Annotated in this window: 9 protein-coding genes; 3 read left to right on the top strand and 6 right to left on the bottom strand. The window is 63.9% G+C overall.

Annotated features, from left to right (window positions below; all coding sequences use genetic code 11):
- Positions 1-31 precede the first annotated feature (31 nt).
- The 3 genes from V8Z65_RS18265 (at position 32) to V8Z65_RS18255 (ending at position 4,949) form a co-directional block, all read left to right on the top strand.
- On the top strand, positions 32-1,069 hold the full coding sequence (locus V8Z65_RS18265; RefSeq protein WP_338721607.1) for an ASCH domain-containing protein: 1,038 nt from the start codon (positions 32-34) through the stop codon (positions 1,067-1,069).
- Positions 1,070-1,081: 12 nt separating this feature from the next.
- A complete protein-coding gene (gene pheT / locus V8Z65_RS18260) occupies positions 1,082-3,502 on the top strand; it encodes a phenylalanine--tRNA ligase subunit beta (RefSeq protein ID WP_338721605.1) in 2,421 nt (806 codons plus the stop codon).
- A gap of 157 nt (positions 3,503-3,659) precedes the next feature.
- Positions 3,660-4,949: a folylpolyglutamate synthase/dihydrofolate synthase family protein gene (locus V8Z65_RS18255; protein ID WP_338721604.1), complete on the top strand. Its 1,290-nt coding sequence runs from the start codon at positions 3,660-3,662 to the stop codon at positions 4,947-4,949.
- Positions 4,950-5,107: 158 nt separating this feature from the next.
- Here the strand turns inward: V8Z65_RS18255 and V8Z65_RS18250 are convergent, their stop codons facing one another.
- The 6 genes from V8Z65_RS18250 to V8Z65_RS18225 form a co-directional block, all read right to left on the bottom strand.
- Complete coding sequence (locus V8Z65_RS18250; protein WP_338721603.1) at positions 5,108-6,781, bottom strand: glycoside hydrolase family 3 N-terminal domain-containing protein; 1,674 nt, start codon at positions 6,779-6,781, stop codon at positions 5,108-5,110.
- Positions 6,782-6,914: 133 nt separating this feature from the next.
- Positions 6,915-7,238, bottom strand: a complete 324-nt coding sequence (gene trxA / locus V8Z65_RS18245; protein ID WP_338721602.1) for a thioredoxin — start codon at positions 7,236-7,238, stop codon at positions 6,915-6,917.
- A gap of 180 nt (positions 7,239-7,418) precedes the next feature.
- Positions 7,419-7,742 carry a thioredoxin gene (gene trxA / locus V8Z65_RS18240; protein WP_338724074.1) on the bottom strand — a complete coding sequence of 108 codons (324 nt, stop codon included), beginning with the start codon at positions 7,740-7,742 and terminating at the stop codon, positions 7,419-7,421.
- A gap of 171 nt (positions 7,743-7,913) precedes the next feature.
- Complete coding sequence (addA, locus tag V8Z65_RS18235; RefSeq protein WP_338721601.1) at positions 7,914-11,342, bottom strand: double-strand break repair helicase AddA; 3,429 nt, start codon at positions 11,340-11,342, stop codon at positions 7,914-7,916.
- Positions 11,339-14,362, bottom strand: coding sequence for a double-strand break repair protein AddB (gene addB, locus V8Z65_RS18230; RefSeq protein WP_338721600.1), 3,024 nt, complete (start codon positions 14,360-14,362; stop codon positions 11,339-11,341). The genes addA and addB overlap by 4 nt, the downstream gene beginning before the upstream one ends.
- Positions 14,362-15,051 (bottom strand): nucleotidyltransferase family protein, encoded by a 690-nt coding sequence (locus V8Z65_RS18225; RefSeq protein WP_338721599.1) that lies wholly within the window; start codon positions 15,049-15,051, stop codon positions 14,362-14,364. The genes addB and V8Z65_RS18225 overlap by 1 nt, the downstream gene beginning before the upstream one ends.
- Positions 15,052-15,073 lie beyond the last annotated feature (22 nt).

Here is a 15,073-nt window from a genome sequence, read left to right as displayed (position 1 = left end):
TCATGCCTCGCGGGCAGGTTGGGGCATCCATATGACCAGTAAACCCGACACCAAAGGGCCCATCCGCTTCAGCTTCGGGGATTCCCCGGAGCTGGCTGACCGTTTGCTTGCTTTGGTGCTGGCGGGCAAAAAGACCGCAACCTGCGGCGCCCTTCGCGACATCGGGCCCGATGAGCCCATGCCCGAAGTCGGCCGCCGCGATATCGTGCTCAATGGCGCGGGCGAAGAGGCCTGTGTCATCGAAACCACGTCGGTCGAGACAAGGCGCTTCGACGATATCGACCCCTCTTTCACCGACCTGGAAGGCGAAGGGCCCTATGCCGAGTGGCGGGCCGGGCACGAGGCCTTTTTCGCCCGCAATGGCGGCTTTGCGCCGGACATGGAAATTGTCTGCGAAACCTTCCGGCTGGTGACGGTGCTGCCCGCCGGGCGCGATCTTTATGCGCAGGTGGCGCGGCCCATTTTCATCGTCACCGATATCGAGAGCGATGGGCCGACCCCGCTGCACAATTCCATGCTGAGCTTTGCTTCGGTCGCCATCACGGCTGACGGCACGCGTCATGGTGAATTCGATGCCGTGCTGACCCCGCGTTCGGATCGCACCACCAATGAAACCACCATGGCCTGGTGGGCAACCCAGCCTGAAGCCTGGGCGGCAGCGACGACAAATGCCGAGGACCCGGCCGTGGTCATGCCGCGCTTTGCCGACTGGGTTGAAAGCCTGCCGGGTCCGAAAGTCTTCGTCGCTGCGCCAATGATCTTCGACGGGCTCTGGATGGACCATTATCTGGATGAGTATGCCGGCACCCGTGCCCTCAGCGGTCCCTTCAAGGGCCGCCAGATATTCCGCGGCGGTGGCATCTGCCTCTACACAATGGCGGGCACGCTGCGTGGCGCGCCCTATCTGGATTGGGGCATGAGCAAGCTGCCGGCCGAATTCTACGGCCACGTGCCCCACACCCACAAGGCGATCGACGACGCCCGCGGCTTTGCCAATGTGCTCCTCGAACTTTTGAAACTTTCCTCCGCATTGCCGCCCATTGCCGGCAGCAAGAGTGACTTCCGCTAAAGGCCCAAAAAGATGAAATTCACCCTCGATTGGCTCAAGGAACACCTGGACACCAATGCCTCCGTCGATGAGATCGGCAAGGCTCTGACCATGATCGGCCTCGAGGTGGAAGGCATTGAAAGCCAGGGCAAGGCGCTGGAAGCCTTTGTGACTGCCCATGTGGTCTCGGCCGAGCAGCATCCCAATGCCGACAAGCTGCGTGTATGTAAAGTCGATGCTGGCACCGGCGAGCTGATCGACGTGGTCTGCGGCGCGCCCAATGCTCGCACGGGTTTGAAGTCCGTCTTTGCCTTCCCCGGCACCTATATTCCGGGCAAGGACATGACCATCGGCAAGGGCAATATCCGCGGCCAGGTGTCGAACGGTATGCTCTGCTCCAATGCCGAGCTGGAACTGAGCGAAGACCATGACGGCATCATCGAGCTGCCGGCAGATGCGCCGGTCGGGGTGAAGTATGTCGACTATGCCGGGATCAATGGCGTGGTTTTCGACATTTCCATCACCCCCAATCGCGGTGACGCGACCGGTGTCTATGGCGTGGCGCGCGATCTGGCCGCCTTTGGCCTGGGCACGCTGAGAACAACCGATTTTTCGCCCATACCCTCCAGGGGGCCGAGCCCGATTGCGCCGCTGCCGCATCAGTTCGGCGCCGATGAGCCCAAGGCTATCCGTAAATTTGCCGGGCGCTATTTGAAGGGTATCAAGAACGGTCCCTCGCCCGATTGGCTGCAGCAGCGCCTGCGCGCCGTGGGCCTCAGGCCCATCAATACGGTCGTGGACATCACCAACCTCGTTTCGCTCGGCTGGGGCCGTCCGCTCCATGCCTATGACGCGGACAAGGTCGAGGGCCAGATGGTGCTACGCAATGCGCGCGGCGAGGCCTTCGATGCGCTGGACAACAAGATCTATACGCTCGACGAGACCATGACCGTCATTGCCGACGACAAGGGTCCGCTCTGTCTGGGCGGGATCATGGGCGGCATCCGCTCGGGCGTGACCGACGAGACCACCAATGTCTTCATGGAATGCGCGAGCTGGGACCCCGACCTGATTGCCCAGTCGGGCCGCAAGACCGGCATTGTCTCGGACGCCCGTTATCGCCTCGAGCGCAATGTCGATCCGGCGTTGACCGAAAAGGGCATGGAGCTGGCAACGCGCCTGGTGCTCGAACTCTGTGGCGGGGAGGCGATGGAGCCGGCCATTTCGGGCGAAGATGTTTTCCCCGATACCGTCGTCGAGTTCCCGCTATCCGAGGTCAAGCGCCTCACCGGTCTCGACGTCTCGGTCGACCGCATTGCGGACATTCTCGGCCGCCTCGGTTTCGTCATGGAGGGCACTGGCCCGGTCCGTTCGGTAAAAGTGCCGAGCTGGCGCCCGGACGTGACGCAGAAGGCGGACCTCGTCGAAGAGATCATGCGCATGGTGGGCGTCGACAATGTGCCCGTCGAGCCGCTGCCGCGCCTCAACCATGTCGCCCCGCGCATGCTAACCACGATCCAGAACCGCCGCCGTATCGCGCGCCGGGCTCTGGCGGCGCGCGGGCTCGATGAGGCAGTGACCTGGAGCTTTATTTCCCATGACGAAGCCACTCGCTTTGGCGGCGGCACCGAAGACCGGCAGCTGGCCAATGCCATCGCCTCGGACATGACCGACATGCGCCCCTCGCTATTGCCGGGGCTGATTGCCGGGGCGCGCCGCAATGCCAATCGCGGCTTTGCCGATGTGGCGCTGTTCGAAGTCGGGCAGATCTTCCTTTCCGATCAGCCGGAGGGCCAGCACACCTATGCGTCGGGCATCCGCACCGGCACCGCCACGCTCGAGGGCGCTGGCCGTCACTGGTCGGGCAAGGTGCAAGCTGTCGGCGTCTGGGATGCCAAGGCCGATCTGGCCGCCGTGCTCGATGCCCTGGGCGTCGATATCGAAAAAGTGCAGGTGCTGTCTGAAGCGGCCAGTTGGAGCCATCCGGGCCGCGGCGGGCGCATTGCCCTTGGCCCCAAAGTGACGCTGGGCTGGTTCGGCGAGCTGCATCCGGCGCTATGCGCCGAACTCGACATAGAGGGGCCTGTTGCCGCCTTTGAAATCGACCTTGATGCCCTGCCCGAACCGCGCCGGAAGGCCACCAGAACCAAACCCGCACTGGAGCTGTCGCCCTTCCAGCCGGTGAGCCGCGATTTCGCCTTTGTCATGGATCGGGGCGTCAGTGCCGCATCGATCCTCAAAGCCGCCCGCGGCGCCGACAAGACCCTCATCAGGCAGGTGGACATTTTCGACGTCTTCGAGGGCGTCCATGTGGGCGAGGGCAAGAAGAGCGTGGCCATTGAGGTGACCCTGCAGCCCAAGGACAAGACGTTGACCGATGAGGAAATCGACAAGGTCTCGGCGGCGGTCGTTACGGCCGTGACCAAGACGACCGGCGGGGAATTGCGGAAGTAAGTGCAAGCGGCGCAGCAGCTCGGCTCCTGCGCCTCCCTCCCCCTTGAGGGGAGGGAATGAGGGTGGGGGTGGTTGTGTGGGTCACTGACGGACCCCCACCCCCGGCCCCTCCCCTCAAGGGGGAGGGGAGGCTACCACTGAGCAATCGAGTTCGCCCATGTCCCGCACCGACGCCATTCTCAAACGCCTCAGCCAGCTTCATCCCAGGCTGATCGATCTCAGCCTGGATCGCATGCTGCCGCTCTTGGAAAAGCTGGGCAATCCGCAGGATCATCTGCCCCCGACCATTCATGTGGCCGGGACCAATGCCAAGGGCTCGACCATTGCCTATCTCCGCGCTTTCCTCGAAGCGGCGGGCAAACGGGTGCATGTCTATAATTCCCCTCATCTGGTGCGGTTCAACGAACGCATCCGCCTCGCCGGGAAACTGGTCGGCACGCGCAAGCTCAATGCGGCGCTCGAGGAGGTCGAGGCGGTCAATAATGGCGAGCCGATCACCTTTTTCGAGGTGACCACGGTCACCGCCTTCTGTCTGTTTGCCGAAACGCCCGGTGATTATCTGCTGCTCGAAACCGGCATGGGCGGCACCTATGATACGACCAATGTGGTCAAGCACCCTTTGGGCACGATCATCACGCCGATCGACTATGACCATCAGGGATTTCTGGGCAATTCGTTGGCCGAGATCGCCTCGAACAAGGCCGGCATTCTCAAGCGCGGGTCAAAGTCGGTCATGGGAATCCAGCATGATGAGGCGCGTGCCGTTCTCGAGCGTGCAGCCCGCAAACTAGGCATCACGCCGATCTGGCAGAACGAGGATTTCCACGGCGCCGAACAGGATGGACGGCTGGTGTTCCAGGACGAGGATGGCTTGCTCGACCTGCCACCACCCGCCCTGCCCGGCCCGCACCAGTTCGACAACGCGGCGCTGGCCATCGCGGCAACGCGCCATTTCGGCCTGCCGGTGGATGAGGCGGGTTTTGCCGAGGGTTTGCGCCGTGTCACCTGGCCGGCGCGCATGCAGCCGATCCGCGAGGGCAAGCTGCGCGCGCTGCTGCCCCCCGGCCACGAATTCTGGCTCGACGGCGGCCATAATCCCCATGGGGCGGCGGCGCTGGCGCGGACCATTGCCGCCATGCCCCCAAAGCCGTTGGTGCTAATCATGGGCATGATGAATACCCGCGCCCCGGAAGACTTTCTTGAAGCCTTCCGCGACCTGTATCCGGCCCAGATATTGACCCTGACCATTCCTGGCGAGGAAAACGCCCATAGAGCCGAGGACATTGCCGCGCGGGCCCGCGCCCATCGCTTCCCGGCCAAGGCGTCACGCTCTGTCGTCAGCGCCCTCAAGGCGGCGGCAAAGATGGAGAATGCGCGCGTTCTGGTATGCGGCTCGCTCTATCTGGCCGGTGACGTTCTGGCAAAGAACGGCACGTTACCGGATTAAAAATCACACGGCCAAGCGGCTCCTGCGCCCCCTCGCCCCTCAGGGGAGAGGGGGGGGTGAGGGGTGAAAGCCACTCAGCAGGAGCGCAAAGCTGAACCCCTCATCCGGCCCTTTGGGCCACCTTCTCCCCTCAGGGGAGAAGGGAAGATCGGCCTCATTTAATACTTCGCCTGATCGCTGCCGCAGAACGCGTCGACCGGGCTTTTGCCTTCAAAAGGCGCGCGGCCCATCAGGCATTCGACCACGGCGACCTGCATATCCTCATTCGAGCCATAGGCGTTCACATAGGTGGGCACGCGTGGCGCGTCATAGAGGTAGAAGGGGAAGCCCAGCGAGACCATGAGCGTGGGCACATCATGCCAATAACGCTTCATGGCGCCAAAGACGTTGCCAGTGAGACCCCGCCAATTGAGGAAGATGCGCTGCCGGGTCAGCAGGGTCTCTTCGGCCAGGAGATAGAGCACCAGGTCATAGTCCTTGGGATTGACCTGCATCTCAGGCTCAAATTCGGTGATCTCGAAGCCTTCCTGCCGCAAAAGATCGGGCAGGGAGAGTGGCAACGGCATGGGCGCGAAGGGTTGGACGGCGCCGGTCGAAAAGATCAACACGCGCTTGTGCCTGGCCGGAGACAGCGGCAACAGCTTGGCCGTATCCTTGACCAGGGTCGGCACCTTTGCCGTGGCAGCGCGGGCAATGGCCTTGCTGTCCGAGCGTGCCATGACGACCTCGGCGCGATTGAGCGCCGGCTCGGCACGATCGGCCTTGTGCAGACCCAAAGCCGCCTTGAGCGCCAGAACCCTGGTGACCGCCTCGTCCACCCGCTCCTGGGTGAGCCGGCCATCGGCCACGGCCTTGACCAGATACATCAGGTCCGCATTGGGATCGTCTGAGAAGAGGATCACATCGCAGCCGGAAATCACGCATTGCGGGATGGTTTCTTCCCGCGGCCCCCAATCGCCGAACCCGGCCATGGGGGTCGCGTCGGAAACGATCAGCCCGTTAAAGCCCAGGCGTTCGCGCAATAGGGTCTGGTTGAGAACGGCGCTTTGCGTGGCCGGGCGATAGGCCTCGGCGCCCGCATCAGGATCGAGTTCGCGCACAAAGGCGGGAAAGGCGATATGGGCGGACATGACGCTGAGGACACCGGCCTTGATAGCGGCGCGATAGAGCCGGCCATAGGTCTTTTCCCATTCGTCCAGGGTCAGCGGATTGACGGTGGTGACCAGATGCTGGTCGCGGTCGTCATAACCTTCACCCGGCCAGTGTTTTACCGTTGCGGCGACACCCTTGGCCTGAAACGCCTTGATCTGGGCCAGGGCGTGGCGTTCGATCCGGTCGACATCGTCACCATAGGAGCGGGTGCCGACAATGGCGCTGCGGAAGGCCTTGTTGATGTCGATGACCGGGGTAAAGCTCCAGTTGAGCCCCACCGCGCGGGCCTCCTCGGCCATCAGGGTTGAAATGGCCGTCGTGGTCTCTACATCGTCAATGGCGGCCAGGCCCAGGGGATTGGGCACTTCGGTGCCAAAGGGCAAGCTCATGCGGCTGCCTTCGAGATCGGCACTCACCGTCATGGGCACCGGCCCGGCACTGTCAATCTGCCGCATCAGGCCAATTTCATCGGCCAGGTTGGGCGAGAAGATGCGGGTAATGCCGCCGGGCTTAAAGGCACGGAGGGTCTCAAGCGCCTGTTCCGGCGCTTCGCGGGACAGCAGCACGAAGAGCTGTGCCAACTTGTCACGCGGCGAGAGGTTGTCGCGCGTTGCATGTACCCAGGCCGCCGCGTCATCATCGAGATTGAACGGTGCGGCGGAAAGATCGATGGCGGCCAAGCGGGGACTCCTCGTCTTGTTCTTGTTGTCGTTATTGTGCCCACTGGATTAGCAGAGCCGGCCGGCAGCCACCAGAATGGAAACACCGCCGAAATGGATCGGCGGTGCGCTTTGTCTCAGGTCATTGCGGCAATCAGGCGGCGTGCTGTTCCAGCCATTTGATCAGCTGCACACGGCTCTGCCCGGCTCCGACCTTGACGTCGACCGGCTGGCCATTCTTGAAGATGATCAGGGTGGGCATGGCGCGCACATTGTACTGCACGGTAATACCGGGATTGGCATCGACGTCGAGCTTGACGATCTTGACGCTGTCGGCAAGCTCGCCGGACAGCGCCTCAATCGTGGGCTCCATGGCCTTGCAGGGACCGCACCATTCGGCCCAGAAGTCCACCAGGACGGGCTTGTCGGACCCCAGGACCTCGGATTGGAAATTGCTGTCTGTCACATTGAGCGCCATGAACGCACCTCCATCGGCAAATGACGATGATGGTAGAGGAGATCGCGGCCACGGAGAAGGCATGGCATTGCGCGGCCCGGCAAAGGCATAGCTTTGATTTTCGCTTCGACCGGCAGAGCATAACAAAAACACCGCCGGGGCTATCCAGCGGTGTCTTGTTTCATCGGGGCCGAAAAAGCCTCAGGCGGCGTGGCCTTCGAGCCATTTGGTCAGGCCGGCCTTGGGGGTGCCCGCACCGATCTTCATGTCGGCGGCTTCGCCGGACTTGAACAGAATCATGGTCGGGATGGAGCGGACGCCATATTGGGCGGCAATGCCGGGATTTTCGTCGACATTGAGCTTGACGATCTTCACCTTGCCCTCAAGCTCGGAGGAGAGCTCTTCCAGGACCGGGGCGATCGCCCGGCAGGGGCCGCACCATTCGGCCCAGAAATCGACCAGAACAGGTTCGTTGGAGCTCAGAACTTCCTGGCCAAAAGTGGCTTCGGAAACGGCTTTGGTCATGGTTTTCATGCCTTTTTCTACTTCTGCGGCTGACACGAAGTCCCCAGACCCCGGGGCCAAGCGAAGCGCTTTCGTATGTCCGATCCGGGCCTCGTGCACCTGGCACGGTCCGGAAGCGGCGGTCTGTTTGCCCCCAAAGCTGGTGAGAGTCCAGCCTTGCGACAATAGAGATCACCGCAGGGTGAAGTCCGATCGCGCCGCCAAAAGCAGCTCGTCGGGCAATTTCATCAATGATTCCAACTCTGTCCACAGGATCGCCGCCTGTACCGGCCGTCCGGGGAAAAGCTGACCTGCAACCAACGCATACAATCCTAGCTGGGTGAGATAGTTCCCCGGCACGCCGTCCGCCCTTTCAGGAACCGTCGCGTCGGACTTGTAATCCACCACCAGCACCCCCCGTTCGTCAACTACCAGACGATCGATCCGCCCGCTCAGCCATATCGATTTCCCCTTTTGTCTGGCCGCGACCCGGAACGGCAGTTCGGCGCGGCTATCGGGGCCGAACAGATTGGCGAAGTCGGGCCGGGCCAGAATGGCCGTGGCCTTTTGCGCAATCCGCTCATGCCGGTCGGCGCCTTCTGGCCAGAGCGTCTCAAGCGCCCGTGGCGCAACCGTGGCCCTTGCATCCTGCGGCACCCGCCAGAGATGCTGCAGAAGGGCATGGAGCGCCAGCCCCTCGCGCCGCGCCGCTTCGGCATCCCGCAGGGCTTCGGCGCCGGTGGCGAGAATGGCAGCTTTGCCGCTTGCTATGGCGGCATAGGAGGGCGCAATGACGGGGATTTTTTTGGGCTCAGGCACGGGGCTGGGTTTGGGCGCCTCGCTCGGGGTCACCAGCCTTGCCGTGCCGGGCTCAAACCGCATGGCGGCCAGCGCGGGAAAGACCTGCGCCACGCACTCGCCCGCAGCATCCAATAGAGGCTGCAGCGCCTCGCCCAGCCCCGTTTCTATGGCGTCATACCAAGACCCGGCGAGATTGCCTTTAAGACCCAATGGCCCGGTGACATAGAGCTCGTCCTCGGCGCGGGTCATGGCGACATAAAGACGGCGCCAATATTCCTCTGCCAGGGTCGCATCGATCCCTTGCCGCAAAAGCGCGGTCGCCGGCACATGCTGGTTTTTCGCGGCGGCATGAAGCAGGAGCGGCCCCGGCGTCTTGTCGAAAACGTAAACGGGTTTGCCGGTCTGGCTGGCGCTGGGCTTGCCGGTGGCATCGGCCAGAATGACAATGGGCGCCTCGAGCCCCTTGGCACCATGCACGGTCATCACCCGCACGCCACCGCCGGTTTCGGCCAGTTCGCGCTTGATGGTGACGGCCCGGCGGCGCATTTCGGCGGCAAAGCCCTGCAGCGAGGGTTGCGGCCCCTGTTCATGGCTAAGCGCCAGTTCGAGCAATTCGGAAAGCACGTCATCGACTTCAGTGCCCAGCCGCGCATGAAAGCGCCTGAGCCCGCCCTCGGCATAGAGCACGCCGGACAAAAACTCGAAAGGACGTTCCATGTCGAGTGCGGCGCGCCAGCGCCCCAATTGCTCAGCGGCCGGACGGGCTGCGGGGAGATCTGCACCAAATAGCGCCGACCAGAGCGTCTGCCCCTTGGCGCGCGGATGGGCAATGGCGAACAGATCGTCTTCGGACAGATCGAACAGCGGCGAGCGCAGGAGCGCTGCCAATTGCAGGTCGTCGGCCGGATTGAGCAGCACATCGATCAGCGCCAGCAGATCGAGCACGGCGATATGGCCGGTCACCGCCAGCCGGTCGGCGCCGGGCGTGGGCAGGCCCTGGGCGCGCAGGGCGCGGATGATTTCCTGGAACAGGGCGCCGCGCTTCTGCACCAGGATCAGCACATCGTCGGCCCGCACTGGGCGGTTGCGCGCGCCCAGCACGCGCCCCTCATCGATCCAGCCACGGATTTCGCCGGCAATGCGCAGCGCCACCCGGCGGTTGGCGCTTTGTTCGGCCTCCGGCGGCTTTTGCGGCCATTGATCATTGTCGCGCTCGGTTTTTTCTTCCTGCATGGGCGGCCAGAGCGTCACCAGCCCGCCCTTCTGGCTGCGGGCCGGCTCGTGGGCCACCTTCTCCTCGGCCAGAAGGGCCTTCTGGATATCGGGCCGGGCGCAGACCAGGTCGACGGCGTCCAGAATGCCTCTCAAGGTACGGAAGCTGGTATGCAGGCGCACATTGCGGAACAGCTTGTCGGCGGCGCCGGCGCGGCGCGCCATGGCGCGACCCGTTTCGCCGAACAGCACCGGCTGGGCTCCCTGAAACGAATAGATCGACTGTTTCTGGTCGCCCACCGCGAAAATCGAGCGCGGCCGCGTCACCGCGCCGTCGCCGGTGAAGAATTCCTCGGCCAGCGCATTGACCACGCGCCATTGCTGCTCATTGGTGTCCTGGCTTTCATCGACCAGAATATGATCGATACCGGCGTCGAGCTTATATTGAACCCAAGGGCCAAGGTTCTGGTCCGAGAACAGATCACCCAGCTTTTCGACCAGATCGTCAAAGTCGAGCAGGGCGTGGCGACGCTTTTCGCTTTCATAGCGCCGGGCTATAGCCACAACGACGTCGAGTACGGCTTGGCTTCTCTCCACCAGCAGCGCGCCGCCCAATTGGGCCTCCAGGTCAAAAACCCGGTCGCGTTCGGCCTCCAGCAAGGGCTGCAGGAGCGGTTTGGCCCTGCGCTGTTCGGCGTTGAGAAGGTTAGCGCGCGGGCGCTTCTCGCCATCCTTTTCGGTGACGAAGAGCGTGCAGAGCTGGTTGGCCGTCAGCCGCTCAGGGTCGAGACGCGCCACCATATCGATGAAGCGCCGGCCGGCCGGATCGGCATTGAAGCTTTGCACAATGTCCTGCCAGACCGTTTTGGTCAGCGCAGTTTCCGATGCAATCCGGGCCGCAATCTCGCTGGCCGTGCCCGAGGCGTTGACCAATTGGCATAAGCGCCTCTTGGCGCCGACAGGATCAGCCAGAACCGGCTTGAGCTTGCTGCCTTCACTGAGTGCGGCGCCAATAGCCTCGGTAATGGCATGGTCGCTCAATAGACCGAACAGGGTTTCGACCGCTCCGGCATTGTCACCCCCGCGCAGGCCCTCGGCCAAGACGCTCTCGCGGGCGGCAAGCAGCATCTGGGCCTGCCGGTCATCCTCGATCACGGCGAAGTCGAAGGGCACCCCGGCCTCGATGGGAAAGCGATGCAGCACGGCCTCGCAAAAGGCGTGGATGGTGAGGATGCGCAGCCCACCGGGCGTTTCGAGCGCCTTGGCAAACAGGGTCCGCGCATCGTCGAGCTGTCTTGCCGTCGGTTCGTGCCCGGTCAGCTTGCGTAAATCCTCGCGCAGCAGGGCCGCATCCGAAACCGCCCATTCGGCCAGTCTTTCCCCCACACGCTTGCGCATCTCGGCCGCCGCCGCCTTGGTATAGGTGAGGCAGAGGATCGATTGCGGCCTGACCCCGGCCAGCAGCAGGCGCAGCACGCGGGTAGTAAGCACGAAGGTCTTGCCCGAGCCGGCATTGGCCTCCACCCAGATGGAATAGTCCGGATTGCCGGCCAGCGCCTGGCTGGTGCTGGTATTGCTGGGGACCGAGAGTTCACCGCGCTCATTCATGCCTCGTCCTCCCCATCCACCGCCGTCCATTCGGCGGTGCGGGCCAGATGGTCATAGGCCCCGGCAAAACGCTGGGTCTTGAGCGGCAATAGGCGCGCGGGCAAGGCGGTCTGGTGCAATAGGAAGAAATCGATATGGGCCTGGACGCGGCGGAACACTTCCTCGGCCGCCTCCATGACACTCATGCCATCGGCTGTGGCAAAGGCGCTGGGCCGGAAGGCATCGGGTCCCAGCCCGATCTTGATATAGGTCAGCGCACTGGTCGAGGCGGGCGCAATATCCTTGAGGCCGGCATTGAGCGCCATCAAGGCTTCGACTGGCAATTGCGGCGCCTCAAAGGCTTTCATGCTGGCAGGGGCAGGCGGCGAGCCGGTCTTGAAATCGAGGATTTCGAGGCTGCCATCGGCCAGCAGGTCGACCCGGTCCGCCTTGCCGGTTATGGCGAAGGGTCGGGCCAGCTTCAGCTCCCAGCGGCCCTCGATTTCGGCATGGCGTTTGCGCACAAAGGCTGAGCGGTCACGCTCGAATTCGAGGAATTGTTCGCCAGCCGTGGCAAAGCGTCTCAGCCAGATGTCGCGGCGCTCGCCAATGGCCTCGAGGCCTGAAAATTCCTCATTGGCGATCTCCATGAGCCGCGTGAAAGCATCGGGCGCGGCGGGATCGCAATTTTCAAAGACGAAGCGGGCGAAGATGGCATGGATGATGGTGCCGCGCTCGCGCGCATCAGGGTCCTCACCCAAAGCATCGAGCGGTTTGAGCCGCAAGACATGCTTAGCATAAAGATCATAGGGCGAGCGCATTAGGGTCTCGATTTCGGTGACCGAGAGTCTTCGCGGGCGCGTTTCGACCGGCGGATTGGGCGCGGGACGCTTTGCCGGCACCACCTGCGGCACGGCATCGAGAATGCGCGCCTGGTGAGTCCAGATGTCGCCGCGCTGCCGCAGATGCTTGGCTGCATCGGCACCGATAAAGGCATCGAGGCGCTGGACCAATCGCGAGGGCAGAGCCGGGCTGGCGCCGATCCGGTCGGCATAGGCCAGTATGACATGGCCATTACCCATGGCCTGCGCGAAATCGTGCGCGGCCAGGCCCTGTTGCCGTTCCGGCGGTTCGAGCCCGGCGCCCAGTCGCATGCCGCGGCTGAGCCAGGGGCCGGGATCGGCGGTGGCGGGCCATTTGTCTTCGTTGAGCGCCCCAAGAATGAGGAGATCGGGGTTCATCAAACGCGCTTCGAGCTGACCCCAGATGGCAATATCGCTCCGCCGCTCATCAATTGCCGCATTGCGCACTTCGATCCCGGCCAGTAGCGAGGCCAGAACATCCTCCAGGCCGCGCGGCGGGAAGCGGTGGCCCTCTCCGGCCAGCTTTTGCGTCTCCTCCACCCAGGCGGTGAACTCTGCCCGCCCTGGCAAGGGCGCGTCGGGGCTGAGGGCGGCAATGGCCTGGCCCAGAGCCTCGGCCAGCGCCGAGGCGGGCATGTCGGTCAGGGCCATTACGGCAAAAAGCGGCGCCAGCGCGGTTTCGAGCCGGTCGAAAAGAGACGCAATTTCCGCGCCGCGCTCTATCGAGAGTTTACGGGCCGGATAGCTCAACTCATCCGCCATATGGGCCCTCAGCAAAGCCCTGAGACCCGGAAAGCCGGGTGCCGGGCGCTGCCCTCGCAGGAGCCCCAGATCAATGTCGTCCGCCAGCGCCACGACCGTACCGCGCTCCAGCCCAAGATTGGTGGCCCGGTTACGCAGCAGCGCCAGCAGGTCCACCGGGGCGCAATTGGATTGGACAAGGCACAGCACTTGCCGCGCCAGCCGCCCCGCCGGCGCGTGGTAGAGCGGGGCGCCCGCCGCGTCGTCGACAAGGATATCGAAGCGTTTGAGTTCAGCGGCAATGCGGCGCGCCAGATTGCGGTCCGGCGTGACAATGCCGACTGTCTTTCGCTGTTCCAGGGCATCGCGGGCGGCCAAAGCAATGGCGCGCGCCTCTTCATCCTCATTGCGGGCCCGGATGATCGCGACACCCTCGAGCGCCATATCCAGCGTTTCGGCGGTGAAGCGCTGTTCGGACCAGAGCGCGGTGCGCGGTGTGGGCGCCAGCGCCAGATTGACCAGCGGCGTGCGCGGATGGGCATGGACGCAGAGTTCGGTCACCTGAGAAATGCCAGCGCCAAAGCGCCGCAAAAGCTGGGCCAAGCCATATTGGGGATGGCCATGGGGATTGGTGTCGGGATTGGTGAAGGCCTCATGCATATCCGCGCTCATGGCCTGATCGAGACCGGGCAGCACCACCGCGCCGCGCGGCAGCTTGGCAATGGTCCTGAGCAGGCGCGCGGTTGCCGGAATGGAGCCGGTGGACCCGGCGGCAATAACCGGCCTGTCGCCAAACAGAAACGGCGCCGCTTCGGCCTGGCGATCCAGCCGCCGGCGGCGCAGATCGGCGGGATCGGCAAGGTCCTTTTCACTCAGCCAGGCCGGCCAGGCGGCCAGCGCAATATCGAGGAATTGCAGGGTCTGTTGCCAGTAATTGCCCAGCTCCTGCCCCATATCGGCGCCCAGCGCACGGATATCAGCGGCGCTGCGTTCCTCGATATGAAGGTCATCGATCAGCCGCCCCAGCGACTCGGCCATGGAGAAAATTTCAGCGGCGGTGGGCGGGGTCGAAAAGGCCTCCCTGCCCTCATCGGTCCGCGCCCAGGCGGCAACGAGGCCCGACAGCGTCAGCCGCCTTTGCAGCGCACTGGCCGGTTTTGGGTCCTTTGGTGCTTCGAAGGGCGGCAGGAAGGGCTCTTCGTCCTCCACTTCGCCGCCAAAGGTGCGCAGATCGGGAAGCAGCCCGCCAAAGTCCGGATGAGCCGCAAAGGCCTCGGCCAGCGTATCGAGCGCCCGCCGGGTGGGCAGGATGATGGTGACATCGGAGAGCCAGAAGGGGCCGCTCCGATCCCAATCGCCCAGCAGGCGCCCATCCATGACCGCCTCGACGAGGCAAGGCAGGAAGGGCGTTTGCGGGGCGATGGTAAAAAGGCTCATCAGGTCAGCGCCCGCTCGGCCGCTGCCAGGCCTTCGGCATCGCCGACATGATACCAGGGCGCGTCCAGCACCACACCTTTGAGGCTTTCGCGCTCCAGCGCCGCCTCGAACAGCAGGTTGAGCGAAAAGGCGCCATCGGGCGTATCGGCAAAAAGGCCCCGCCCCATCAGCGCCACGCCGGCATAGATGACCGGCGCGCCATAATCGCGGGTAACGGTGCCCATGGGGTCAAGGCAGAAATCATGGCTGCGCGCAAAGCCGCTGGCCCGGGCCGGTTGCGCGCAGAGCAGCACGATATCGGCCTCATCCTCGTAGCGGGCCTGCATGCGCGCCAGCGGCGCATCGCTGCCTTCGGGCCAGAAGGCATCGGTATTCATCACCAGGAACGGATCCGAATGCAGCATGGGCAGCGCCGCCTTGACCCCGCCGCCGGTATCGAGCAACGCCTCTTCGCGATTGACCTTCAAAAGCCCGCCAAAATGGGCCAGCACCTGGTCGGCGCGATAATGGGCATTGGCAACGAAACGCCTGGCGCCCTCGGCCCGGGCATTGGCCATGACACGCTCGATCAGCGGCGTACCGGCCACCGGCACGAGCGGCTTTGGCAGAGTATCGGTGATGGGCCGCAGACGCGCGCCGAGCCCGGCGGCCAGCAGCATCACATCGGGGAATCGGGCAGCATTATCCATGCCCGGATAGAACAGTTGCGGG

This window comes from Devosia sp. XK-2 (genome assembly GCF_037113415.1).
Classification (GTDB): Bacteria; Pseudomonadota; Alphaproteobacteria; order Rhizobiales; family Devosiaceae; genus Devosia.
Note: the sequence above shows the minus strand (reverse complement) of the source record. Positions and strands in the feature narration are given on the sequence as shown.

What these genes read in the sequence shown, in the direction of transcription:
- V8Z65_RS18225 (WP_338721599.1), bottom strand. Translation starts at nt 15,051, where the DNA reads ATGGATAATGCTGCCCGATTCCCCGATGTGATGCTGCTGGCCGCCGGG.
- addA (WP_338721601.1), bottom strand. Translation starts at nt 11,342, where the DNA reads ATGAATGAGCGCGGTGAACTCTCGGTCCCCAGCAATACCAGCACCAGC.
- pheT (WP_338721605.1), top strand. Translation starts at nt 1,082, where the DNA reads ATGAAATTCACCCTCGATTGGCTCAAGGAACACCTGGACACCAATGCC.
- V8Z65_RS18265 (WP_338721607.1), top strand. Translation starts at nt 32, where the DNA reads ATGACCAGTAAACCCGACACCAAAGGGCCCATCCGCTTCAGCTTCGGG.
- V8Z65_RS18255 (WP_338721604.1), top strand. Translation starts at nt 3,660, where the DNA reads ATGTCCCGCACCGACGCCATTCTCAAACGCCTCAGCCAGCTTCATCCC.
- addB (WP_338721600.1), bottom strand. Translation starts at nt 14,362, where the DNA reads ATGAGCCTTTTTACCATCGCCCCGCAAACGCCCTTCCTGCCTTGCCTC.
- trxA (WP_338724074.1), bottom strand. Translation starts at nt 7,742, where the DNA reads ATGACCAAAGCCGTTTCCGAAGCCACTTTTGGCCAGGAAGTTCTGAGC.
- trxA (WP_338721602.1), bottom strand. Translation starts at nt 7,238, where the DNA reads ATGGCGCTCAATGTGACAGACAGCAATTTCCAATCCGAGGTCCTGGGG.